Source organism: Botrimarina colliarenosi (assembly GCF_007859955.1).
Taxonomy (GTDB): domain Bacteria; phylum Planctomycetota; class Planctomycetia; order Pirellulales; family Lacipirellulaceae; genus Botrimarina; species Botrimarina colliarenosi.
The window spans coordinates 912,827-935,489 of record NZ_SJPR01000001.1; the positions used below are offsets into that span (position 1 = coordinate 912,827).

Annotated in this window: 18 protein-coding genes and 1 tRNA gene; 15 read left to right on the forward strand and 4 right to left on the reverse strand. The window is 62.3% G+C overall.

Annotation, left to right across the window (positions count from 1 at the left end):
• Positions 1 to 19 precede the first annotated feature (19 nt).
• The 3 genes from Pla108_RS03540 to ygfZ are packed head-to-tail and all read left to right on the forward strand — an operon-like array spanning position 20 to position 3,198.
• On the forward strand, positions 20 to 1,099 hold the full coding sequence (locus Pla108_RS03540; protein WP_146443062.1) for a 3-isopropylmalate dehydrogenase: 1,080 nt from the start codon (positions 20 to 22) through the stop codon (positions 1,097 to 1,099).
• Positions 1,100 to 1,153: 54 nt separating this feature from the next.
• A complete protein-coding gene (locus Pla108_RS03545) occupies positions 1,154 to 2,398 on the forward strand; it encodes a lactate racemase domain-containing protein (protein ID WP_197526209.1) in 1,245 nt (414 codons plus the stop codon).
• Entirely contained in the window at positions 2,395 to 3,198 is an 804-nt protein-coding gene (gene ygfZ, locus Pla108_RS03550) for a CAF17-like 4Fe-4S cluster assembly/insertion protein YgfZ (protein WP_146443066.1), read from the forward strand. Before Pla108_RS03545 ends, ygfZ begins: the two co-directional genes overlap by 4 nt.
• A 13-nt stretch (positions 3,199 to 3,211) precedes the next feature.
• On the opposite strand, the gene Pla108_RS03555 is transcribed toward ygfZ, so the two are convergent.
• The 3 genes from Pla108_RS03555 to glmS all read right to left on the reverse strand — a co-directional run bounded on the left by Pla108_RS03555 (position 3,212) and on the right by glmS (position 7,312).
• Positions 3,212 to 3,934, reverse strand: a complete 723-nt coding sequence (locus Pla108_RS03555) for an HD-GYP domain-containing protein (protein WP_231934274.1) — start codon at positions 3,932 to 3,934, stop codon at positions 3,212 to 3,214.
• Positions 3,935 to 4,205: 271 nt separating this feature from the next.
• Entirely contained in the window at positions 4,206 to 5,330 is a 1,125-nt protein-coding gene (locus Pla108_RS03560) for a metalloprotease (protein WP_146443070.1), read from the reverse strand.
• 98 nt (positions 5,331 to 5,428) lie between these two features.
• Complete coding sequence (glmS, locus tag Pla108_RS03565) at positions 5,429 to 7,312, reverse strand: glutamine--fructose-6-phosphate transaminase (isomerizing) (protein WP_146443072.1); 1,884 nt, start codon at positions 7,310 to 7,312, stop codon at positions 5,429 to 5,431.
• 261 nt (positions 7,313 to 7,573) lie between these two features.
• On the opposite strand from glmS, the gene kdsB reads away from it, so the two are divergent.
• Complete coding sequence (kdsB, locus tag Pla108_RS03570; RefSeq protein ID WP_146443074.1) at positions 7,574 to 8,341, forward strand: 3-deoxy-manno-octulosonate cytidylyltransferase; 768 nt, start codon at positions 7,574 to 7,576, stop codon at positions 8,339 to 8,341.
• 48 nt (positions 8,342 to 8,389) lie between these two features.
• On the opposite strand, the gene Pla108_RS20785 is transcribed toward kdsB, so the two are convergent.
• Positions 8,390 to 8,465: transfer RNA gene (locus Pla108_RS20785), tRNA-OTHER, on the reverse strand.
• Positions 8,466 to 8,709: 244 nt separating this feature from the next.
• Here Pla108_RS20785 and Pla108_RS03575 point away from each other — a divergent pair.
• The 11 genes from Pla108_RS03575 (at position 8,710) to Pla108_RS03615 (ending at position 22,559) form a co-directional block, all read left to right on the forward strand.
• Positions 8,710 to 9,792, forward strand: a complete 1,083-nt coding sequence (locus Pla108_RS03575; protein ID WP_146443076.1) for a hypothetical protein — start codon at positions 8,710 to 8,712, stop codon at positions 9,790 to 9,792.
• 627 nt (positions 9,793 to 10,419) lie between these two features.
• Positions 10,420 to 10,692 (forward strand): hypothetical protein, encoded by a 273-nt coding sequence (locus tag Pla108_RS03580; RefSeq protein ID WP_231934275.1) that lies wholly within the window; start codon positions 10,420 to 10,422, stop codon positions 10,690 to 10,692.
• Positions 10,689 to 10,859, forward strand: coding sequence for a hypothetical protein (locus tag Pla108_RS20790; protein ID WP_197526210.1), 171 nt, complete (start codon positions 10,689 to 10,691; stop codon positions 10,857 to 10,859). Before Pla108_RS03580 ends, Pla108_RS20790 begins: the two co-directional genes overlap by 4 nt.
• A gap of 11 nt (positions 10,860 to 10,870) precedes the next feature.
• Positions 10,871 to 11,026: a hypothetical protein gene (locus Pla108_RS20795; RefSeq protein ID WP_197526211.1), complete on the forward strand. Its 156-nt coding sequence runs from the start codon at positions 10,871 to 10,873 to the stop codon at positions 11,024 to 11,026.
• A 337-nt stretch (positions 11,027 to 11,363) separates the two neighbouring features.
• Complete coding sequence (locus Pla108_RS03585; RefSeq protein ID WP_146443080.1) at positions 11,364 to 11,648, forward strand: helix-turn-helix domain-containing protein; 285 nt, start codon at positions 11,364 to 11,366, stop codon at positions 11,646 to 11,648.
• Entirely contained in the window at positions 11,648 to 11,878 is a 231-nt protein-coding gene (locus Pla108_RS03590) for a hypothetical protein (RefSeq protein WP_146443083.1), read from the forward strand. The genes Pla108_RS03585 and Pla108_RS03590 overlap by 1 nt, the downstream gene beginning before the upstream one ends.
• Before the next feature lie 526 nt (positions 11,879 to 12,404).
• Positions 12,405 to 14,657, forward strand: coding sequence for a DUF927 domain-containing protein (locus Pla108_RS03595; RefSeq protein ID WP_146443085.1), 2,253 nt, complete (start codon positions 12,405 to 12,407; stop codon positions 14,655 to 14,657).
• Positions 14,658 to 14,767: 110 nt separating this feature from the next.
• Entirely contained in the window at positions 14,768 to 15,826 is a 1,059-nt protein-coding gene (locus Pla108_RS03600) for a hypothetical protein (RefSeq protein ID WP_146443087.1), read from the forward strand.
• 1,015 nt (positions 15,827 to 16,841) lie between these two features.
• On the forward strand, positions 16,842 to 17,819 hold the full coding sequence (locus Pla108_RS03605; protein WP_146443090.1) for a DUF932 domain-containing protein: 978 nt from the start codon (positions 16,842 to 16,844) through the stop codon (positions 17,817 to 17,819).
• A gap of 774 nt (positions 17,820 to 18,593) precedes the next feature.
• Positions 18,594 to 20,171, forward strand: a complete 1,578-nt coding sequence (locus tag Pla108_RS03610; protein WP_146443092.1) for an arylsulfatase — start codon at positions 18,594 to 18,596, stop codon at positions 20,169 to 20,171.
• Positions 20,172 to 20,189: 18 nt separating this feature from the next.
• Positions 20,190 to 22,559, forward strand: a complete 2,370-nt coding sequence (locus Pla108_RS03615) for an arylsulfatase (protein WP_146443094.1) — start codon at positions 20,190 to 20,192, stop codon at positions 22,557 to 22,559.
• Positions 22,560 to 22,663: the final 104 nt, after the last annotated feature.

Here is a 22,663-nt window from a genome sequence, read left to right on the forward strand (position 1 = left end):
TGCCCCCTGCCTGCTCGCAATGAAACTCGCTGTCATCGCCGGCGACGGCATCGGCCCCGAAGTGGTCGGCGCGTCGCTCGAAGTCCTCAAGGCCGTCGCCCCGTCGGTCGGGTTGTCGTTCACGACGACCGACTTCCCGTTTTCGGCCGCCCACTTCCTCGAGACGGGCCACGTCCTGTCGGACGACGACATCGCGACGCTCCGCGGCTACGACGCCATCCTGCTCGGCGCCGTCGGCGGCCTGCCGAACGACCCCCGCCTGGCGGGCGGCGTCATCGAGAAGGGCGTCCTGCTCAAGCTGCGCTTCGAGATGGACCAGTACATCAACCTGCGCCCCGTGTCGCTCTACCCCGGCATCGAGACGCCGCTCAAGAACAAAACGAGCGAGCACATCGACTTCGTCTGTGTGCGAGAGAACACCGAGGACCTCTACTGCGGCGTCGGCGGCTTCGTCCGCAAGGGGACGCCGCACGAGATCGCCACGCAGACGATGGTCGCGACACGGTTCGGCGTCGAGCGCTGCATCCGCTACGCCTTTGATCTGGCGAAGACCCGCAAGCGGAAGCACCTGACGCTCGTCCACAAGACGAACGTCCTCACTTTCGCGGGCGACACGTGGCATCGGGCGTTCCAGGAAGTCGCTGAAGAGTACCCGGACGTCGAGACCGCTTACCACCACGTCGACGCCTGCTGCATGTTCATGGTTAGCAAGCCCGAGGTCTACGACGTGATCGTGGTGCCGAATATGTTCGGCGACATCATCACCGACCTCGGCGCGGCGATCGCCGGCGGCATGGGGATCGCCAGCAGCGGCAACCTCAACCCGGACGGGGTCGCCCCGGGTATGTTCGAGCCGGTGCACGGCTCGGCGCCCGACATTGCGGGGCAGAACGTCGCCAACCCGATCGCCACGATCGACTCGCTCGGCTTGTTGCTGCGTGAGACGGGTCGCATCAAGGGCGACGCCGCCGCCGTCAAGGCGGGCGAGCAGATCGGCGACGCCGTCCGCAAGGTGACCCCCAAGTTCGCCGGCAAGAATCTCGACCGGAGCGGCTACGGCACCGACGAGATTGGCAAGATGGTGATCGAAGCGCTGTAAGCGTCGCGCCGCCAGCCCCACCCGACTCTCGACGCACCGAAGGAGGCGTTGTCCGTGAAGATCATCGCCCTCACCTGCGGCGCCCCGCCCGAATCGTTAGAGACGCTGCCACTGGAGCGCCTGCGCTGCGAAGGGGACCCGCTCAAGCCGGACCAGGTGGCGCGGCTCGCGATCGACGCCCTCGAAGCGCCGCTCGGCTTGCCGCCGCTCTCGCTGTGCGTCACTCCCGATGACCGGGTCGCGATCGCGCTGGGGCACGGCACGCCGGCCGCTGGGGCGCTCGTCGCGGGGGTGATCGCGTCGCTCGCGGCGGCGGGGATCGATCGCAAAAACATCACCGTCGTGACCGCCAATCCGCGCGATGCGGCGCCACTCGAGGACGAGCTGACGCAGGACGTCGCGGCCGGCGTGGCGATCGAGTCGCACGACCCGTCGGGAGACGACGCCCTCTGCTTCGCCGGCCTTGGGAAGGGAGACCGCACGCTGCTGGTAAACCGCACCCTCTTCGAGGCGGACGTGGTGCTGCCGCTTTCCGCCGAGGCGACCACCGGCGATGTGGCCGCGACCGACGACGCCGGGGGCGCCTACGACGGCCTCTTCCCCGACTTCTTCGATCGCGACACGATCGACCGCTTCCGCAAGGTGCGGACCGTCAACGACGCCACCCTCGGTGACGGCCGCCAATCGGCCCGACGCGCCGAAGCGGATCAGGCCGGTTGGCTGGTCGGGGCGCCGCTGGTGCTTCGGGCGGTGCCGGGTCCGGGCGGCGGTGTCGCCCGCGTGCTGGCCGGCGACCCGCGACAGGTGGTCGCGGAGGCGTCCTCCGTCAGCCGTCGCGCGTGGGAGACGCCCCTCGTCGAGCCGGCCGATTGTGTGCTCGCCATCGTCAGCGGCGGCGCCGACCAGCAGACGTGGGCGTCGCTCGGCCGGGCCCTCGCCGCCGCCGAGCGGGTCGCCCGCTCCGGCGCGGTGATCGCGGTCTGGAGCGAGTTGGCCGAGCCGATCGGCGAGAAGCTGGCCTGCCTCGCCGAAGGAGACGACCCGTACGAACTCGCCGCCGCCCTCGCCGCCGAGTCGGGCGACGAAGCGCTCGCCGCCTGGCGCGTATTGCAGGCGCTCGACCGTGGCCCCGTGTTTTTGCACAGCCGCCTCGATCCGGACGACATCGAATCGCTCGGCATGGCGCCGGTCGCCAACGCCGAGGAGATGCACCGGCTCGTCAGTCGGTTCGACGCCTGCATCCTCTTGGAGGAGGCGCAGCACGTGCTGTTCGTTAGTGACGGAGTGGTTATCGAATGAACGCCTGGCCCGATGGCGCCTACGCGTTATGCCCTGGCTGGTCCGCCGTCGAGGCGTCGGGCCCCGACGCGGGAGCGTTCCTACAGAACTTCTGCACGAACGACGTGCTGGCGCTCGCCGACGGGGCGTCGTGCGAGGCGATGTTCACCGACGTAAAAGCCCACGTCCTTGCCTATACCTGGGTCGCCCGACTCGACGCGGAGCGCTACGTTGCGCTGCTCATGTCCGGTCGGGCCGAGGAGTTGCGGGCCCATCTAGACCGATACTTGATCCGCGAGCGGGTCGAGTTGCGGCTCGCCCTGCCGGAGCCATGGACGATCGCCGCGACGACCCAACCGCTGTGGAGCGTTCCCCTAGACGCCTTCGGGGCGGGGGTGACCGCGTCGCTGGCGGCTCCGCCTAACGATCTCAGCCCGTTGGCGGACGACGACTTTCACCGACTCCGCATCGGCCTCGGGATACCGCTCGACGGCGTCGATGTCGACGACCGCAATCTGCCGCAGGAGGTCGACCGCAACGAGCAGGCGATCTCGTTCCGCAAAGGGTGTTACCTGGGGCAAGAGCCGGTCGCCCGGATCGACGCGCTGGGCCGCGTCAATTGGTTGCTCCGACGCGTCGAGGTGGACGGCCCGCCCCCGGCGCACGGCGCCGAGCTCGCCGCCGATGGTAAGGTGATTGGTCGAATTACTTCGTGCGTCGCGACCGAGAACGGATCGCTGGCGCTGGCTTACGTCCGGCGTGAGCAGAGCCACCGCGGCGCCATGCTGACCGTTGGCGAGCTGACGGCGCGGGTGGTTTGAATCCGACCCGGCATCAGTCGAGGGGGCAGGCTTCGCCGAGACGCCAATGGCCTACATCGAGGGCCATCGGTTCGCGTTCGACGCGGCCGATCGCTCGGATGTCGTCGCGGGCGGCGAAGTACGAGGCGACCACCGCCGGGTCCCACTGCTTGCCGGCGCCTTCGCGGAGCGTGCTTTCGACGTCTTCGAGGGGCATCCCCTTCCGGTAGGGGCGGTCGCTTCCCATCGCATCGATCGCGTCGGCGATGGCCGCGATCCTCGCCAGCGCCGGGATTTCTTCCAGCGCCAGCCCATCGGGGTAGCCGCTGCCGTCCCACGATTCGTGGTGGTGGCGGACGATTGGCAACACCGGCTCGAGTCCGGGGACGCCATGGAGGATTTGCTCGCCGAGGGTCGGGTGCAGCTTGATCTGATCGTACTCGTCCGCGGTGAGAGCGCCAGACTTGCGGAGCACCGCGTCGTCGACGCCGATCTTGCCAATATCGTGCAGCAATCCCCCCACGTAGAGCGCGTTGAGCGCTTCGCCCTCGCAGCCCATCTCTTGGGCCAGCCGCACCGCGATCCGCGCAACGCGGTCGCTGTGGCCGCACGTGTAACGGTCTTTCGCGTCGATTGCCGAGTGGGCCGTATTCAGCACCGCAAACGACTGCCCGAAGGCCTGCTCGAGACGCCCCACCAGGGTGTCGCACGGGCCGTCGGTCGGCAGCGGGCGGTTGGAGAGTTGGGCGGTCGCCAAGGGGGGAACTCCGTCGCGTCGTTGTCGCCCCCGTCCGTGTCCTGCGGCAGGCCCGATTCCTGCGGCGGGGGGAACCTCCGAGAAAAATACGACGCAGCGGGACGTTACTCGCAGGCCGGCGGTTGACTGTGCGGGAGTCGCACCGATGGCCGTTCCAATCGGGCCGGTTGTGCCGATTTCGACGCTCAATAGGGGGGGACGCACAGAAGGGGGGACGCTCAGAAGGAGCTCGTTATCCCGGAAGAGCGGCGGCCGTCAGGCGAGCGGCGGCTCAACTCTCGTTGCGTCGACGCAGCTGGTAGCGCTGGCTTGCGCGCTCGAGGACGGCCCGCTCGTTGGCCGTCAGTGCGTGGACGCCGCTGACATGGACTTTGGCCAGGATGTCATCGACCTGAGCCTCGTCGAAGCGGTCGATCGAGAGGTCGTAGGGGTCCGTCTCCTCCTGGAAAGCGTCCCGTACGAAGTCGCCGATCTCGGCGTGACCCCCAATCTCGGCGTGACGGAGCACGTCCGGTTTAACGTCTCGCAAAGAGACCCCGATGTAGTCGTCGTCGCTGGGGGGAAGCCATGCCGCGGCGTTCGCGCCATTGCTGGCGTCGCCGATCGCGCCGAAGGCGATGATCACGGCCAGCGCCGCCATCGCAGCCCCAATCCACGGCGCGCCGAAGTCGGTGAGGGACAACGCGCCGCCGGCCGCCAACAGCAGCGCCGCGGTCAGCAGGCCGACCGCCAGCGTGACGTCGCGGGCGGCCCGCTCGCCGATCAGCAGGTCCAACCACGACCGCAGGCCGGCGGCTCCGTCGAACGGGCTCGCCGGGGCGAGGTTCAAAATAAACAGCGGCCAGTTCACCGCCACCAGCGTTGCGGCGAGCAGACCGAGCGGCGTCGTCGCGCCGTCGCCGCTAAAGAGTGAGATCGGAGAGAGCAGCAGCGGCCGCGCCAGGGGAGGCGTCGCCGGCCCCTCGACCACGACGAGGCAGAACAACGACGCCACGACCAAGCCGAGGCTGGCGAGCGGCCCCGCCATGGCGACAAAGACCCGCTCGCGGGGGTCGTCAGAGGGTTGCTGCGTGTGGATCGCCCCGACGGGCCCGAGCACAAGGGCCAGGGGCTCCCGCCCCGACGGCGTCAGGCGGCGGAGCCGTGCGGTGGCCAGGACATGAGCCCCCTCGTGAACGAGCAAGCTGACCAGATAAGCCGCCAGCACGAGCCAGCCGGTTGCGGAGCCGGCCCGCAGGCAGGCGCCCGCCGCAAGCACGACCAAGACGGCGAGCGAAACATGCACCCGGACCGGCGCCTTCGCCCAAACGCCGACCGGCGCCGACCAACGATCGGCGGAGGGCAGCGGGCGGGGTTTCGCGGACCGGCGAGGGCGGACTCGCTGAAAGCGGGCCATAGGGACGGTGGGGCGAGGGGGAACACAACGCACCCTTGATCGTAGCGATCGCCGCCAAAACGGGCAAACTTATGCGTTATGCCGCCTGTTTTCCCGCCTTATTCGACCGTGACGCTCTTCGCCAGGTTCCGCGGCTTGTCGACGTCGCAACCGCGGAGCACCGCGATGTGGTACGCCAGCAGCTGGAGCGGGATCGCCGTCACGATCGGTTGCAGGTAGTCCGCTACGTGGGGGACGCGGATCACCTCGTCGGCGATCTGGCTAGCCCGCTCGTCGTCCTCGTCGACGATGGCGATCACCGGGCCGCCACGGGCGCGGATCTCCTCCATGTTGGCGAGCACCTTCTCATAGACGGCGCCCTGCGGCACGATGAAAACGCTCGGCGTGTGCTCGTCGACCAGGGCGATCGGTCCGTGCTTCATCTCCGCCGCCGGGTAGCCCTCGGCGTGGATATAGCTGATCTCTTTGAGCTTCAGCGCCCCTTCCAACGCGGTCGGGAAGTTGTACTGACGGCCCAGGTACAAGAAGTTGTCGCACCCGGCGTAGCGGCCGGCGACGTGGCGGGCCATGTCGTTGGTTTCGAGGGCTTTCTCGACGGACGCCGCGAGCGCTTCGAGTTCGTCAATAATCCGCAGCCCCGCCTCGTAGCTCAGGTGGCGGAGGCGGCCCAGGTGCAGGGCGATCAGGGCTAGAACGACGCATTGCGACGTAAACGCCTTGGTCGAAGCGACGCCGATCTCCGGCCCCGCATGCAGGTAGACGCCGCCATCCGCCTCGCGGGCGATGGTGCTGCCGACCACATTGCAGATGGCTAGCGACCGATGGCCTTTGCGCTTCATCTCACGCAGCGCCGCGAGCGTATCGATCGTTTCGCCGCTCTGGGTGATCGCCAGCAACAGCGTCAGCGGCGACATCGGCGGGTTGCGGTACCGCAGCTCGCTGGCGTACTCAACCTCGACCGGCAGCCGCGCGAACTCCTCGATCATGTACTCCGCCACCATCGCCGCGTGCCAGCTGGTGCCGCACGCCGTGAGGACCATCCGGTCGATCGAACGCAGCTGCCGCGGTTCGAGGTTCAGGCCCCCGAAGACAGCGGTCGCTTGCTCGCGATCGAGGCGGCCCCGCATCGCGTTGCGGATCGTCTCGGGCTGCTCGAAAATCTCCTTGAGCATGAAGTGGGGGAACCCCCCCAGCTCGACCTGGCTCGCGTCGATCTCGAGCTGCTCGACGCTGTGCGTCACCAGCGCCGAGTCACGCCCCAGCACGCGGATGGCGCCGGCCGAGACGACGGCGATCTCGTGGTCCGCGAGGTAGACGATCCGGTCGGTGTGCCCGGCGAGCGGTGACCCGTCGCTGGCGATGAAGTGCTCGCCGTCGCCCACGCCGATCACCAGCGGACTGCCGAGCCGCGACGCCAGGATCACGTTCGGGTAGTCGCGGAAGACGACCGCCAGACCGTAGGTGCCACGGAGCTGGCTGGTGGCCACCCGCAGCGCCTCGACCAAGACCCGGTGCGGGTCGTCGCCGTCCGGCAAGCCGTCGATTATGCCGCCCGCTAGCAGCTGGTCGAGCTCGAAAGAAATCAAATGTGCGACCGCCTCGGTGTCGGTGTCGCTCTTGAAGACGTAGCCGCGCTCGGTGAGCTTTTGCCGCAGGACTTGGTAGTTTTCGATGACGCCGTTATGCACGAGGGCCAGGACCCGGTCGCCGCCTAGATGGGGGTGGGCGTTCGCGTCGTTGGCGGGGCCGTGGGTCGCCCAGCGCGTGTGCCCAATGCCGAGGGTCCCATCGTGCGGGGTCGCCTGTAGGGCGCTGGCGAGCTTCTCGATGCGGCCGGTCGTCTTGGTGACGGCGAGGCCACCCCCTTCTTCGAACGTCACGACGCCCGCGCTGTCGTAGCCCCGGTACTCGAGACGACGCAGCCCCTCGAGCAGGAAGTCGGTCGCCCGGTTGGGGCCGATGTAGCCAACGATGCCGCACATAAGGCTGGAGGTCCTGTTCGATCGGTTCTCTCGCGTCGGGAATCCGGTCCCCCCGGGGGGAGCGATAGCAGACGCGACACGGTCAGCGGATGGGAGCGGAGCCCCCCAGATAGAGCGGAGTCTAAGTCGAGACGCCGTAAGGAGAAAAGACGAGTAACGCCGGCGCCGACGAATCGATCTGTCCGCCATCGCCGATTTGACGTAACTAGAGGACCCTGCGTTCCCTGACTCCCGCCTGCTCCGATCCCAGCAGTCTCCCCCATGGCCTCCCTCCGCACCTGCGTTGTGATTCCCGCCCGGATGGATTCGGTCCGCCTGCCTGGCAAGATGCTGCTGCGAGAGACGGGCCGATCGCTGATCGAACACACCCACGCCGTCGCCCTGCGGGCCCAGACCCCCGAGGCGGTGATCGTCGCCACCGACCATTCGGCGATCGCCGACGAGGTCCGTCGCTTCGGCGGCGTCGCGGTGATGACGAGCCCTGACTGCCAGAGCGGCGCCGACCGTGTCGCCGAGGTCGCCAGCCGGCTCCCGCAGTACGACCTCTTCGTCAACCTCCAAGGGGACGAGCCCGAGCTCGACCCGGCGGCCATCGACCGCCTCGTCGCGCAGTTCGATGTCGATGCGGCGACCCCGATGGCGACCCTCGCCGCCCCGCTCGAAGACCCCGAGCTGCTGCACGACCCGAACGTCGTGAAGGTGGTGTTCGATTCGACCGGCCGCGCAATGTACTTCAGCCGCAGCCCGATCCCGTTTGTCCGCGACGCGGTCTCGGCGACCGCCGTCGGCCGGGCGCCCCTGTTCCACCAGCACATCGGCATCTACGCCTATCGGCGCGACTTCTTGACCCAGCTCCCGCAGCTAGCGCCGTCGCCGCTGGAGCAGGCGGAGAAACTCGAGCAGCTCCGCGTCTTGCAGGCGGGCCACACGATCCGCGTAGGCGTGATCCCGCACGCCGCGTCAGGAATCGACACGGCGGCCGACTACGCGGCGTTCGTCCGCCGCCACTGCCGCGCCGAAGCGGCGTAGCGGGGGATCGGTTGCGATCCCCCTTCTCTCGCGGCCGACAAAAACCAGTGGCCGAGGCGGGACTCGAACCCGCACGCCCCTTACGGGACACCAGATTTTAAGTCCCACAGGTACCTTCTCGCCCCAACGCTAGGGGCTCAATACCGGGGGAAAACGTGGCTTTCCGCTTCGCCAGGGAAGGCGTCGGAAGCCTAGTTTCGGCGAAACATGTAGCACTCATGTAGCACTTTCGAGGTCACAACCCGATTCGCCGCCAACAAAAAAAAGCCAGCGCTCTCCCACCATCGACTGGCCCCTGACAGACGACGCAGTCGCTTTCTAGTAGGCCAGATGTCGCCTTCCAGTTTGCGTTTTGGTAGCTTCGGTGGATGGCCGCGAAGAAACCTAATCCGTCGCAATCTCATTTGCGCGATATCGCTCGTCTCAAGTCAGCTGCCGAAGCCCTTTGCGACTACGATCTGCAGCAGGTGCGTGCGGAGGAGTACCACGCCAGCAATCGCTTTTACGATCGCGAGCGCATCCTGGCGTACACTCGCCGGGAACTCGGATTGCCGCTTCCAGAAACAGGCCCCGAGCCGACCATCGAAATGGAGGTCGCCGACGCGTACTCCTGTAAACGGCAATCCTATATGTTTCTCTGTAATCGCCCTAAGGAATGGTTTTTGGGGCTCGTCGATGCCAGTCGACAGCTACATCAAGAACTTGATCGCCAGGGTCGACTCGGGGAGGTTATCAAGCTTGCGAGACTTGAGGACCTAGCAGAGAAAGACCGCCCTACAGCCGACCAATGGTACGAACCGGAGCTGCCCGCAGGTCCCGAAGACGCCTATTTCTTTTTGGATAACGACTACAGTTCACCGAGATTCGGAGCGAGACTCTTCCTTTGGCTCGTTGCTGCAGCGGATCCTGAACGATTTGGATACCCCCGCCGTTTCTCGAAGGATCTCGAGTTCGCCGATCTATGGGTCGCTAGGTCGAAGTCGTCTGACAAGAAAAAGCAAGACGAGAAAGAGACCGTCGAACCGAGCAATGAGCCGCTGTATGCCTTGAGCAAAGCTATCGAAAGCATCGTTCGAATCAAGCGTTACGATCAAGTCTACAAGCAACAGGTTCTGAAGTCGGATGGCCCGCGAGATGACGGCACCTTCTGGTACGGCAACAAGTCTGTACGTCTAACCGATGGTGAGGCAGCAGTTGTCCGCCGTGTTTGGGAAGGTGGTGCGAGAAAATCAGTTGCCGATTATGAGTTTGCTGATATCCACGAGAGGGTTCAACGGCACCAATCCTCAGCGTCGCGAAAGACGCAGTCAGTACACCAATGGCTCAGTTATCGCTCCTCGCAGATCAATAGGAAGCTCCGATCTATAGGGCTCCGTTTGTCGCAGGGTGTGAAAAAAGATGAGCTGACCCTCGTGGATCTGCTCGGTCGGCCTATTGGAAGGACGATTTAAGAGTTTCCAGACCTATGGCTCGCGGGCAATTGCCTCGTCCGCTACTTCGTGGTTTGGCTGCCCTCGGGTCCCATCGGTTGGTCTCGATTACTGCGGGGCGGACAGGCGGCCTTTGTGTTGAGTCGGAGATCATTCCTCGGAAAAGCGGGTTCACAACTACAAGAATTGTAAGGCGTGTCGAAGTTCCGCATGAAGCAAGCCGACGCTTTTCGGCTAGGGGGACGTAGCGACGTAGTGCGTGGAGATAGAACCATGCCCCGTTCCCGATCGCTCTCTGAAAGATTGCCACAACTGGGCCAAGAGATTCTTATTCAGAGTCGACGGGCGTACTCGACAAGCGGTCATCGCCGGCGCATACGCCGCGGCGAGGCGAGAATCAAGTACTTCTCAGGTTGGTGTAAGTAGAGCTGGGTTGGACGAATCGATACACCAGCCCTTCTAAGAAGCACTGACAAAACCCCATCCGTGTTTGGCACGTGTTTTGCGCGGTGTGTAAATCGTTTTTAAGACGACTCACGACAGAGGGCCGAACGATGGTCGATTCTCGGATGCCCTACAAGTTCTTCGACGAGTTGGAGCCGCACCTGACGCCGGAGCAGCCGGTCGGGCTGCACGACTCACCGCCGCTTGCGGGCGTGGGAGGAGCTGGGTGTCTGGGACCGGCTCCACCTGCACTTGCTAAAACTCTTGCGGAAGGCGGGCGAGTTGGAACACGACGCGGTGGTTGTCGATTCGGTCACCGTTTGGGCCTTTGGCGGCGGTGAGCGATCGGGCCCGAGCCCTGTGGACCGGCGTCGGCCCGGCTGCAAGCATACGCTGCTGGTCGATGAGAACGGCGTGCCGCTGGCAATCCGCACCCCGGGGCCAACCGCAGCGACCACACGCAGTTGCTGCCGGTGACACTGGACTACCCGAAGGTGGGCGGCAAGTCGGGTCGCCCGAAGGGGACGCCCGACGAGTTGTACGCCGACCGCGGCTACGACTCCCAGGCGGCCCGGTCGCTGCTGCGTTGGCTGGGGATCGAGCCGAGGATCGCCAAGCGGGGCGAGGAGCACGGCAGCGGCTAGGGCAAGGTGCGATGGGTCGTGGGCTCAAGGCGTTGCGGCGGATGCGGGTCCTCTACGACCGCTTGGTGGTCATCCAAGACGCCTGGAACTCTCTCGCCATCGCCATCGCCATCGCCATCGCCATCGTCTGCTTCGGCGTCGCCCACGAAAAGCACGCCCTCGAATGATCTTCTAGTCACGGTTTTGTCTGTGCTTCTAAGGGTTTTTTCCGGCAGCTTCCGCTCAGGTCCAACTGCAAAAGATCCGCTCATTCCTCCCGGCGGATAACGGCGGCAGTCGCCCGGCAGTTTCTTGGCAGCCCGACGGCAGCTTGGATGGCTGATGATCCGTCCTGACGAGCAGGCACTGGCCCGCTCCGGAAAGTTTGCGTACCAGGATCGCCTCGCATCCAGCCGCGTAGGGAAAGAGACTTGCCCCGTGCGGTGACCACGCCAGCCCGTACGTCGAACTGGCAAGCGTCCACCCAGATGCGAGAGGATTCGCCTCAACTAAGGGAACTGACAAATGGGAAAAACATTCTCCATTTCCGTCGATGACGATTTCTTTCGCGAGCTTCGCGACACCGTAGTCAAAGAGATCTTAGACGCGAGGTCTTGGCCGCCCGACCGGATCACACTGACCGAGGATGAGGCCGCTAAAGCGTGTGGCCTAGGAAGGCATGTACTTCGTGACCTTCGCCAGAGCGGAAAGATCGAGTTCACAAAGATCGGCAAACGCATCATGTACCGTCCCAGCGACCTCATGGGGCTGATCGAACGTGAATCTTCTCAAAATAAGGGAGGACCGTGATGACCAACTGGATCGCAAAGTCTGCAAGTGCGATCGGAGCAGGGAGTTCGCTCGGCCGCAAATTGCAGCCGGCACGTGACTCCAAAGTTGCCAGGTACAAGGCGGAAGACGATGGCTGCCCCATGCAGGTAGACGTCAAACGGAGTGGCAGCAGAAAGCAGGGGCACTCGCCCGTCGAACGCAAGGAAACGGGTGACGAGTATTTCCACAACGATCCCGATGGATATTGAAATGTGTCACGACCACGATGAACCCAAGCGTGCCTACCTCATTGAGAGACGCACCATTCGAGGGATGAAGAATCTGAGATTGCCGACTCTCGTATCGCTCCGCAATAGCGGTACGTCCGCGATGAGATCAAAGTCTCAACGGTCTTCTTCAGATGCGCCTGTCGGTCAATGCATGCGGCGAATTGGAAGGGCGATGTCCACAAGCGACGCGGCCAATCGCCCCAGGATTCCATCAACGGGTTGGATTGCCCCTCATTGCCGCCGTTTCGGCCGACCGTCGAGCAACCCAATGGCCCCCCGCCGGTTGAACCGATGAAGAGCGGCGACCAGATGTCGGCTCGCTCATGTCGGATTGATGTACCGGCGTCAACCTTGAGTGGCCCAACGCGCCGTACTGGCGCCTTCCTTGGTGACTGACGGCCGAGGCGGCGTCTCTCGTTTCGCTTTCATCCACTGACGCCCCTCTAAGCACCTCCACGGCCTCGCAAGGGTCGCATGTCCCAACGAAAACCCCCAGAGAACCTCGATGAGCACTATCAACTTATGGACCGGGATTGACCAAATCGATGCCGCCACGCCGAACGCAACCCCAGCTATCCAACCTAAGGCAGGCGTTCCGAGCGTCGGCGCCAGTGCCTCAACCGGACCCAACGCCATCAATGGGGTCGGCGTTACCTACACGACCGACTCAAAAGGGACGCACATGCTCGTTCCGCAGAAAGGTTCGCGAGGGACCGCTTTCAGCTCTAGCGGGCATCCAACTCGCGAAACGCTCGCTAATTTCTCCGCAGAGATTATCGAGCAAGCGACGCATTACACCGACACCGGGAAGACTCGGCTGATCTACAGCATCCGTGTGACCATCGGTCATCAAACTAGGCTCTGTTCCGTGTCGGCGAACGAGTTCGCCAATACCGATTGGTGGACCCAGCAGATTGGGGTTCAGGCGATCGTGGCGGTCGGTCCAACGAAGCCGGATCATCTGCGTGCTGCGATTCAGCAGGCGTCCTCGCCCCGCTTCATCGAGACTTTTGAGAAGGTGGGTTGGCAGCTGCGTGACGGTAAGTACTTCTGGCTTCACGCCGGCGGCGTGATTGGCCCACCTGGCCCGCATCCCAAGGCGACGCAGCACACTTCGACCTCGCCGCTTGACGCCACCAATTCGGCTGCCGGCGTCCCCATTGGCTCGCAGGGGACACTTGGCCCACCTTTCCGATCGCAGCTGCCCAAGGCGCTGCGAAGGTACAACCTTCCGCTACCAGATCGTCGATCGCTATTCGCGTCTGGCGAAGCCGATCTGATCTGTAAGTACGTGCTTAGTGACCCCCACCCGTCCCTCGTCGTGGCGTTCGGGGCGGTCCTACGGTCGGTGCTCGGTGTGAGCGAGCTGAGCGTGATGTTGTACGGTCCCACAGGCTGCCAGAAGACAAGCCTCGCGTTGCTAGCACAGCAGTGCTTCGGAGCGAAGTTCGGTCGCAACTCCATTCCGGCGAGCTGGAACGCCACTAGCAATGCTATTGAAGGGATCGCCTCCATCGTCTGCGATGCCGTGCTACTCATCGATGACTTCGTTCCTACGGGCACCTCGGGCGACGCCGCCGCGAAGCAAAAGCAGGCAGAAGACTTCCTTCGCGGACGGAGTAACGTCAACGGCCGAGCTCGCTGCAGCTCGGATGGAAGTCTGCGGGAGAGCCGGCGCCCCATGGCGACGCCCCTCTGTACGGGCGAAGACCTTCCCATGGGAGAAAGTCTGCGCGCCCGACTCTTCAGCTGCGAAATGCAGCAAGGGTGCCTCGATCTTGGTCTCCTGACCCGCAATCAACATCTCGCCAACGACGGAGCGTACGCGCGTATGATGGCGGTCTTCATCGAATGGTTGGCGGAGCTTCGCTATCGAGACCCTCACAGTTGGCCCCTCAATCACGACTCGCGGATCTGGTTGAAGCGTGAAGTGGACCGACTCCACACCGGCCTTCACGGGCGTCAACGCCAGATGATGATCGACCTCCTCACTGGTTGGTTCGCCTACCTCCAGTTCTTGGTCGACGCGAACGCGGGGTATGCGGAGCTACCGGACTACCTCGGGTCGTTTTTCCAAGAGTTGTTTGGCCGTCTTAGCCAGCTGGTTGTCTACCACGACGCGACGCTCAAAGACGATGAACCGACTTACCGCGCTGCGCGCCTTCTCGATGGGGCTTTGCGTTCAGGCCGTGCTCACCTCCGATCGCCGCTACGCAATGAGCCCTTGGTGGACGAGCAGTGTCTGCCGCGACGCTGGGGATATCGACCCGAAGACTATACGGTCGAAGTCCCCGAGGATCCGGAGGACTCCGACAACGACCTGTCGGGATCGGATGGGGTCTCGGGAAAAACCCAAACTGAACAGAGGACCCGATTTGTGGCCCAAGGCAAGCACATCGGTTGGCTCAAGAACGATTCGCTCTATCTCCTGCCCGACGTCACCTTCGCCCTGCTGCAGCGACTCTCGGCCGAGTCGGGGCATCCGTTGAACCTCTCGCAGCTCGCACTCGCTAAACGTCTCGCTTCCGCTCGTCTCATCCGGCGCCGAGACGAGAAGCATATCGCAACTCGGCTCTCAGTCGGAAAGTCCGAAGATCTCGATCGAGTCGCTGTTTGGGATGTCCCTATCGCCAACTTGGACGCCGTCCTCAACAAGAGCGACCCGCTAAGCCAGACCACCTTCGACGGCTGCTTCTGCATGCTGCTGGGGGATCGAAGGCCCTGCGATCGAGACTGCCCTGAGTTCATCGACGTTTAAAAACCGCGGGCGACGACCCAGCTCAACTCCTTCTTTTCCTACCTTGACCTAGTTGGCAATTCCTCTGCGCCGTCGACTAGGCGTCGAAACCTTAGCGATGAAACTGTTGTATGCAAACGAACAACCACCGATCGATCGTGCCATTTGACCAATGGCGGACTTGGCGTGACCGGCAGACGTTGAAGCACGAACAGCAGCGATCGATCTCGCCGACCATTGTGCATGGGCTGACTTCTCACGAACGAGCTTTACTCCGACCCGGATGCACTCGTATCCAGGTCGATCTACCAGTCGTCACCGGCTTCAAGGTGCATTTTCCCGAGGGGCCAATCTGCCAAGCGGTTGAATCGCTTCCCGAATTCAACCTGCACTACGAACTGACACCGGAACGAGGGGCGGTTGGCTCGCTCGCTGCCGACGGCGACACAGCGTCGGAGATCGCTGCGGTGGCGAGACAGCTAACCGAACGGCTTCCCTTCGTTTCTCGCGCCGAAGGATTCGATTGGGATATCGAACTCAACGACGAACCAGCTCTCCGTCGCACGCTGGAGGAATGGATCCGAACGCGTGTGCGGCTGGTCGCTTCACAACGATTCAGCGATCTGCTGCTACCCCCGATCCGAGAGAAAGTTTGCCGACAACTTATCGACGCGTTCGGCACAGTTTCTGTCGTGCTGGACTCTCAGCGGCCTATGGCGACGGTGGTCGCGTTTCCTAACGGCAGGATCACGGTTACCCCTTCCCTCATCGGCTGGGATGACGTTGACGGGGCGGATCTTCTCTCAGCGGTGAACGCGACGTGCTTCGAGGACGCCCATGTTCTCGCGATGGCGCCGTGTCGAAGGGTTGGGCTCACGATCCCCTCGACGCCCGCTCCTCCCGGTTGGATCTACAGGCCATCGATGCTAATTGTCGTGGCGAACCGAAAAGATATCAACGATCCGCTTCACCTCCTCGTTGAGGAAGGGCTTGGCGACGACGTTGATCACATCACATCGGTGGTTCGCAGGTACTGGGTGCGGGGCGTCAACCGGCATGGCGGATTCGGGACCTGGGGTTTTCTGCCTCTGTTTGGCGACCTGACGTCACGTGGGAATCAGCTACGCAGGTTTCTCGAGGAGTTCAATCGTGCCGAGTCGCCGTGGGATGATGTCGCCGCTATCGAGTAGCCGACTTTCATCGAGATCCCCAGCGATCCTCTCCCGTTGCCTAGTCGCTTTAGCGGACAATATTCAAAGAGCGAAGGTGATAGGGAGCGGGTATCTAAGGGAGTTGAAGCCTACTTTACCCTCAACGCACCGAAAGGTCGATCTGGCACGGCGCCTCTCGACGATTCGGTAGCTCCCACCCGGCTGGTGAGCTGACCCCACCACTCTCGCTAATACCCCTACCACAATACCTACACCTCCCCCAAGAAAAAGACTACCTAGTACAGAAGAAAGAAAAACAACTAGTAGAAAAAAGAAACTCCAAAGACAACTGAATCAAAGACTCGAATCACTTCAGAATCAATCCAAGTTCGCTCCCAGTTGTGCCGTCGGCTTAACCAGCTTTTGATGGTCAAGCCGACGGCGAGTCCAGAGAGCTCCTCGCAACGCTACCAACGCTTACGCCTGCGAGGTCGCTGCCAGTCACTCCAATCGATCCCCGGCACCACGAATTGAAACCGACTTCTCTGCTTACTGACGACGCTCCAGATGCAAAGGTAGGCCGTGCGTCCTACCCGTTTTCGCTCGACCGACCGCTCGAATCCATGCTTGAACGACTCGATTCGAGTGCGCTGGAAGGTCGCTCGGTTTATCTGGGGCCAAGAGTGACGGTCGATTGCCGTTTGCCGACACCGGCTTTCTGGCGAGCGGTGTATGCAGAGCTCTGCTCTTGGCGACAGACGGCACGGAAGATCTTCAGCAGGAAGAAGGTCGAGTCGCCTGCGGAGTGGTTGGATCCAGCGAATCCAGCGAAACCGAGCAGTCACCACCGACTTCACCGTCAGGTCTGCCTCACCGGATTATTGCTGATCAATCAGCAATCGATTCCCAGCTGCTCCTGGCCCAGCCGTCAGGCGGTCGGCTACAAGCCGCGGCGTCGCGGTCGCCGAAGGCGAGGAGCCTCGGGTTAGCCACGAGTAATCGGGGCCACCTACGGGTATTAAGGGCGTTGTCTTAGTTCCAAAGGAACCCGACCATGGCCCACGACCTCGCAACGACCAACGGCCGACCGGCCATCGCCTTCACCGGCATCACCCCTTGGCACGGACTCGGAACGCGACTGGCCGAGCCGGCCAACGCGGCCGAAGCGATCACTGCCGCGGGACTCGACTACGCCGTCGACCTGTGCCCGCTGGTGACCGAGTGCGGCCTGCCCGTCGCAAAGCGACAAGCGGTCGTGCGTAGAGATACGGCAACGGTCCTCGGCACGGTCGGCGCCGGCTATGCTCCGATTCAGAACCGGGCCGCCTTCGCGTTCATGGACGAGCTCGCGGGCGAGGGCCAGATCCGTTACCACACCGCAGGGGCCCTTGGCCTGGGCGAACGGGTCTGGATGCTGGCCCAACTGCCGGGCGAGCTGCGCGTCAAAGGAACCGACGACGTCACCAATAAGTTCCTGCTGCTGTCCAACTCCCACGATGGCTCTTCGAGCCTGCGTGTCTTCTTCACCCCGATCCGCGTCGTCTGTCAGAACACGCTGACGTTCGCCCATCGTCGGGGACGCGGTCAAGGCATTTCGATCGTGCATCGGGGCGACGTTCGGACCCGGATCAACGAGGCCCGCCAGCTCTTGGGCATCGCCGACCGCCGGTTTCAACAGTACGGCGAGCAGATCAACCACCTGGCCAAGCGGTCGCTCTCGTCCAGCGAGGTCGACTTCTACTTCCGGGCACTCTACCCGGATCAGCTCGACGAGAAGCGTGGCCGATCGCGGGCGATTCGCGAGCGGCTCATCAACCTGTTCGAAGTGGGCCAAGGCCAAGACCTGCCCGGCGTTCGGCACACGGCCTGGGCAGCGGTCAACGCGGTCACCGAGTACGTCGATCATCATCGCTCGACCCGTGGCCAAGCGGCCCGCACCGTCGTCGATCGACGCCTGACCTCCGCCTGGTTCGGTTCGGGCGCCGTGCTGAAGCGACAGGCGTGGGAAGCGGCGCTAGCCCTCGCCACCTAGTCAGCGAGACGAGATCGAACGGGAGCGATGAGAAACGCAAAGACGCTTCAGTCTAGGGGACCACTCAGTTTGGTGGACCGCTGTATTCTTAGTCAAGCCGCTTCGCCGCTTCACGACGAAGTCTCCAGTCCGTAGGCATCTCTTGCCGAGGCAACAGTCGCCGAGCGTCGTTTCGAGGAGGCTCGAACCGACTGAGAGCGATGAAAGCAGTGAGAATTCGGCTCGTAGGAAACCTGCTGAAACGTCTAAGTTCTACGCAGGTTTGCCTGGCTGTGAGATCGGCGTCCATTTGCCCATCAGCGAAGCCATCTTCAGGACGGTCGTCCCGCGGTCGAATCGACCGCACTCCCTCAGAGGTCGTCGCCACCGTCTGCAGTTCGACGGAAGCCGTAAGCTCAGCAGCTGGTCCAGCCGCTGCGCCGTAGAGATACTCCGAACTGACGGCGGTGGCGAGACCGCTGCGGCAACGAACTTCGACTTCTACCCTCAGGTCTGAATACCATCACTAGTCAAAGAAGGGCGCTTTTGCCTTCAGGGATATCACTTGAGAGCCGCATTTTCTGGCTTGGCATATGCGGCTTTTCTGAGATTACGGTAACTCCTCAAGCTAAATCCACCGAGCCGATTGCGAGCCCCAGCTGATTTCCTGTCATCGCACTGCAAAGGTGGGCGCCGGGTCTTGGGGACTCTGGTATATTAGTAGTTTTCAGATAAAGGCGGCGTGTCCGTTGCCCGCACTACGCAAGCTGAGACCGAACCTAGAAGAACCACCTCATGGCCCGAACCGCAACGCTTAGTCTGCTCCTGTTTTTGGTTTTCGCCACGCCCGCCTATCCCCAGGCTTCGAAGCTCAACCGGGCGGTGCGAACCGCTGAGAACCTTGAGCCATCGATTCCTCTATTGGAGCAAGCACGCGAGACCGAAAGGAAACTCGCTGAGCTTCGGCGAACGACCGGCAAACGGCCGAACATCGTGTGGATTATTGTTGACGACATGGGGTACGGAGACCCAGGCTGCTATGGAGGAGGCAAAGCGGTTGGGGCCGACACGCCGGTCATGGATCGCCTCGCTCGCGAAGGCTTGCGTCTGACCTCCTGCTACTCGCAGCACACTTGCACTCCAACTCGCTCCGCCATCCTTACCGGAAGGCTACCAGTTCGGACCGGGCTTATCCGTCCGATTCTCGCCGGTGATACGCTGACCGTGAATCCGTGGGATGGCGAGACGAGCGTCGCCAAAATTCTTGGTGACGCGGGTTACTACAGCCTGCTTACCGGCAAATGGCATATTGGCGAGGGGGAAGGGATGCGGCCGCACGAGGTCGGCTTCGACGAGTATTACGGCTATCTGCCGGCACAGAAGGAGATAACACAAGCTTTAGACACTCGTCGCTATCCGGACCTCACTCTCGATGCGGACAAACTTGAGCGCTACGAGTCCATCGGAGCGGAGCACGCCCTCATTCACGGCTTCAGCATGGGCGATACAAAGACGGTTTCGACCGTTAAGTCCCTCGAAGAGATGGGTGCCGCGGACGAGCAACTCATCGATTTCTCGGTCAAGAGAATCACAGAGCTAGCAAAAGGAGAAAAACCATTCTTCCTTGAGCACTGCTTCATGAAAGTGCACACGGACAACTTCGCCAATCCTAAGTACAAAGGTCTCAGTGCAAGTAAGTACGCTTACAAGGACAGTCTGTGTGAAGTCGACCTACTGATTGGCCGACTCGTGAAAGCTTTGGACGACGCCGGGGTGCTTGAGAATACCTTTGTGTTTGTCACATCCGACAACGGCCCGCAGATGGATGCCTGGCCAGATGCCGGTCATACCCCGTTTCGTGGAGCGAAAGGGACTACGTGGGAAGGTGGAGTCCGCGTCCCAGGTATCGCCTACTGGAAGGGCATGATATTGCCGGGTCGGGTAAGCGATGGCGTCTTTGACCTGATGGACCTGTTCAACACGGCGGTCCACCTCGCTGGGGCAGACGCTGAGTTGCCGCGTGAAGTGTATATCGACGGCATCGACCAAACGGCTTTCCTGTTGCACGACGAAGGAGAGTCGAACCGCGAATGTGTCTTCTTCTGGTGGAAGAGCGAGCTGACAGCCTTGCGGATGCGTGAATACAAGTGGCACCAAAAGGTATTGCTGCCACAGTCGACTTTTATGCATATCGACATGGCGGTGCTTCAGGACGTTGGCACCGCTCCGTGGCTCTTCAACTTGTACATCGACCCGAAGGAAGAGTTGCCCGTTGGACATCGTCGCAACGCGTGGCTGGCGTCACTCGGGGCAGAGGCGAAAGCCCACCTCATGACCTTCAAGAAGTATCCGCCGAAAAAAGTTGGACTCTAACGAAGAATAGACCTCGCAATGAAACTGCATCGCCATCGATTTGTTGTGCTCTCCGCCTACCTGGGACTACTTGCTATTCTGTCGCCTGCCCATGGGCAGCCTCAATACGGTACGGTATTGCCGTTCCCGCCAACGCCTACGGCCAGCGAGGCAGGTGAGACCATCCTCGACTCGACGATGGAATGGCGTGAACAACCGCAGCGGCTTGGTCCCGATGCCCCCAACGTTCTCATTGTGCTGATAGACGACGTCGGCTTCGCTCAGAACGATACCTTTGGTGGAGAGATTCACACGCCGACCCTATCCCGACTACTGAACGAAGGAATTTGCTACAACCGATTTCATACCACTTCTATTTGCTCCCCGACTCGGGCAGCTCTGTTGACTGGCCGCAACCATCATCGTGTCGGAAATGGCACGATTGCTGAGCGAGCATCAGACTTCGACGGCTACACGGGCGTTATCCCCAAGACTTCGGCTACCATCGCCGAAGTGCTGCATCATTACGGCTACCGGTCAGCAGCCTTCGGCAAGTGGCACAACACGCCTGCTAACCAGACGACCGCGATGGGGCCGTTCGACCGCTGGCCGACCGGTCATGGATTCGATTATTTCTATGGCTTCCTAGCTGGCGAAACGTCGCAGTACGAACCGCGGCTCTACGAAAACCTGAACCCCGTGGAGCCGCCGCACGACGAGGAGTATCACCTCACCGAGGACATGGCCGACAAGGCTATCGCTTGGCTGAAGCAACATCAGGCGTTCTCGCCCGATAAGCCGTTCTTCATGTACTGGGCACCTGGTGCCGCCCACGGTCCGCATCATGTCTTCTCAGAGTGGGCTGATAAATACAAAGGAAAGTTTGACGATGGTTGGGACGCCTATCGCGAGCGGGTCTTCAAGCGGCAGAAAGAACTGGGCTGGATTCCCGAAGACTCTAAGCTGACACCTCGGCCCGACACGCTGGCCTCGTGGGATAGCATTCCTGAGTCTCAACGAGCCTTTCAGCGACGATTGATGGAAGTGTTCGCAGGACTTGTTGAGCACACGGATGCCCAAGTCGGCAAGCTGATAGACGGACTCGAAGAGCTTGGGGTACGCGATAACACCATTGTGCTTTACATCTGGGGAGACAACGGGGCAAGTGCCGAGGGACAGCAAGGCAGTATCAGCGAGCTGCTTGCACAGAACAACATCCCAAACACGGTCGAGCAGCAGATGGAGGCACTCGAACAACTCGGTGGCCTTGAAACGCTCGGCTCAGCGAAGACCGACAACATGTATCACGCCGGTTGGGCGTGGGCAGGTGATACGCCACTGCGTTCGACGAAGTTGGTCGCCGCACACTTCGGCGGGACACGGAATCCGCTTGTCATTTCTTGGCCAAAGGGCATCCAACCGGACGAGACGCCTCGCTCGCAGTTCCACCACGTCAACGATGTCGTGCCAACTCTCTACGATATCATCGGCATCAAGCAGCCCAAACAGGTGAACGGCTTTGAACAAGACCCCATCGACGGCGTGAGCATGGCGTACACGTTCGCCAATGCCAACGCGAAAGGTCAAAAGAAGACGCAGTACTTCGAGAATAACGCTAGCCGAGGCATATACCACGACGGCTGGTTCGCCTGCACTTTCGGTCCGTTCCTGCCGTGGGACACGCCCAGCACGGGCGAGCGGCTCAAAGCTTGGAACCCGTCGCAAGAGGTCTGGGAGTTGTACGACCTGACCGAGGACTTCTCACAGGCTACTGACCTTGCAGACGACGAGCCGCAGCGGCTTGCTGAGATGAAAAAGTTGTTCCTGGCCGAGGCTAAGGCGAACAAGGCACTGCCTATCGGCGGTGGACTTTGGACACGGTTTCATCCCGAGGACGTGATCTCCACTCCTTACAGGTCGTGGCGATTCGACGCGACCACCCGGCGTATGCCCGAGTTTACCGCTCCAGGGCTGGGCAAGAAGAGCAATGTCGTGACCGTCGAAGTGGAAGTCGACGAGAATGCCTCGGGCGTACTCTACGCACTCGGTGGTGGTTCGGGTGGTCTCACGCTCTACATGGACCAGGGGAAGCTGGTCTACGAATACAACATGCTCCTCATCGAACGGTATCGAGCCGAAGCTGCAAAGACGCTACCGGCAGGCGAACACTCGATTGAGGTCACTACAACCCTGGCCCGACCCGGTGCTTCCGCCACCGTCGTCATCAACGTCGACGGAGAGGAGGTGGCTCGTACTAGCGTCAAAAGGACTGTTCCGGCTGCCTTCACTGCCAGCGAGACTTTCGACGTGGGCGTTGACCTTGGCTCACCGGTCTCACGCGATTACGCGAAGCGGAGGCCATTTGAGTTCAATGGTGTCATCAAGGAAGTAACCGTCGCGCTAGAATGACCCGTAGGCAATAAATCGTGCGTCACGGACACCCGAAAGTTCCCTGCGGCGGCCTGACCACCGCCCGCATTTTGTTGGTTTGCGAAGTCACCGCGGGTGCCTCA

Excerpts from the sequence above, each read along its gene's own strand:
- Pla108_RS03540 (WP_146443062.1), top strand. The coding sequence starts at position 20 with ATGAAACTCGCTGTCATCGCCGGCGACGGCATCGGCCCCGAAGTGGTC.
- ygfZ (WP_146443066.1), top strand. The coding sequence starts at position 2,395 with ATGAACGCCTGGCCCGATGGCGCCTACGCGTTATGCCCTGGCTGGTCC.
- Pla108_RS03560 (WP_146443070.1), bottom strand. The coding sequence starts at position 5,330 with ATGGCCCGCTTTCAGCGAGTCCGCCCTCGCCGGTCCGCGAAACCCCGC.
- glmS (WP_146443072.1), bottom strand. The coding sequence starts at position 7,312 with ATGTGCGGCATCGTTGGCTACATCGGCCCCAACCGGGCGACCGACTTC.
- kdsB (WP_146443074.1), top strand. The coding sequence starts at position 7,574 with ATGGCCTCCCTCCGCACCTGCGTTGTGATTCCCGCCCGGATGGATTCG.
- Pla108_RS03575 (WP_146443076.1), top strand. The coding sequence starts at position 8,710 with ATGGCCGCGAAGAAACCTAATCCGTCGCAATCTCATTTGCGCGATATC.
- Pla108_RS20795 (WP_197526211.1), top strand. The coding sequence starts at position 10,871 with ATGGGTCGTGGGCTCAAGGCGTTGCGGCGGATGCGGGTCCTCTACGAC.
- Pla108_RS03585 (WP_146443080.1), top strand. The coding sequence starts at position 11,364 with ATGGGAAAAACATTCTCCATTTCCGTCGATGACGATTTCTTTCGCGAG.
- Pla108_RS03590 (WP_146443083.1), top strand. The coding sequence starts at position 11,648 with ATGACCAACTGGATCGCAAAGTCTGCAAGTGCGATCGGAGCAGGGAGT.
- Pla108_RS03595 (WP_146443085.1), top strand. The coding sequence starts at position 12,405 with ATGAGCACTATCAACTTATGGACCGGGATTGACCAAATCGATGCCGCC.
- Pla108_RS03600 (WP_146443087.1), top strand. The coding sequence starts at position 14,768 with ATGCAAACGAACAACCACCGATCGATCGTGCCATTTGACCAATGGCGG.
- Pla108_RS03605 (WP_146443090.1), top strand. The coding sequence starts at position 16,842 with ATGGCCCACGACCTCGCAACGACCAACGGCCGACCGGCCATCGCCTTC.
- Pla108_RS03610 (WP_146443092.1), top strand. The coding sequence starts at position 18,594 with ATGGCCCGAACCGCAACGCTTAGTCTGCTCCTGTTTTTGGTTTTCGCC.
- Pla108_RS03615 (WP_146443094.1), top strand. The coding sequence starts at position 20,190 with ATGAAACTGCATCGCCATCGATTTGTTGTGCTCTCCGCCTACCTGGGA.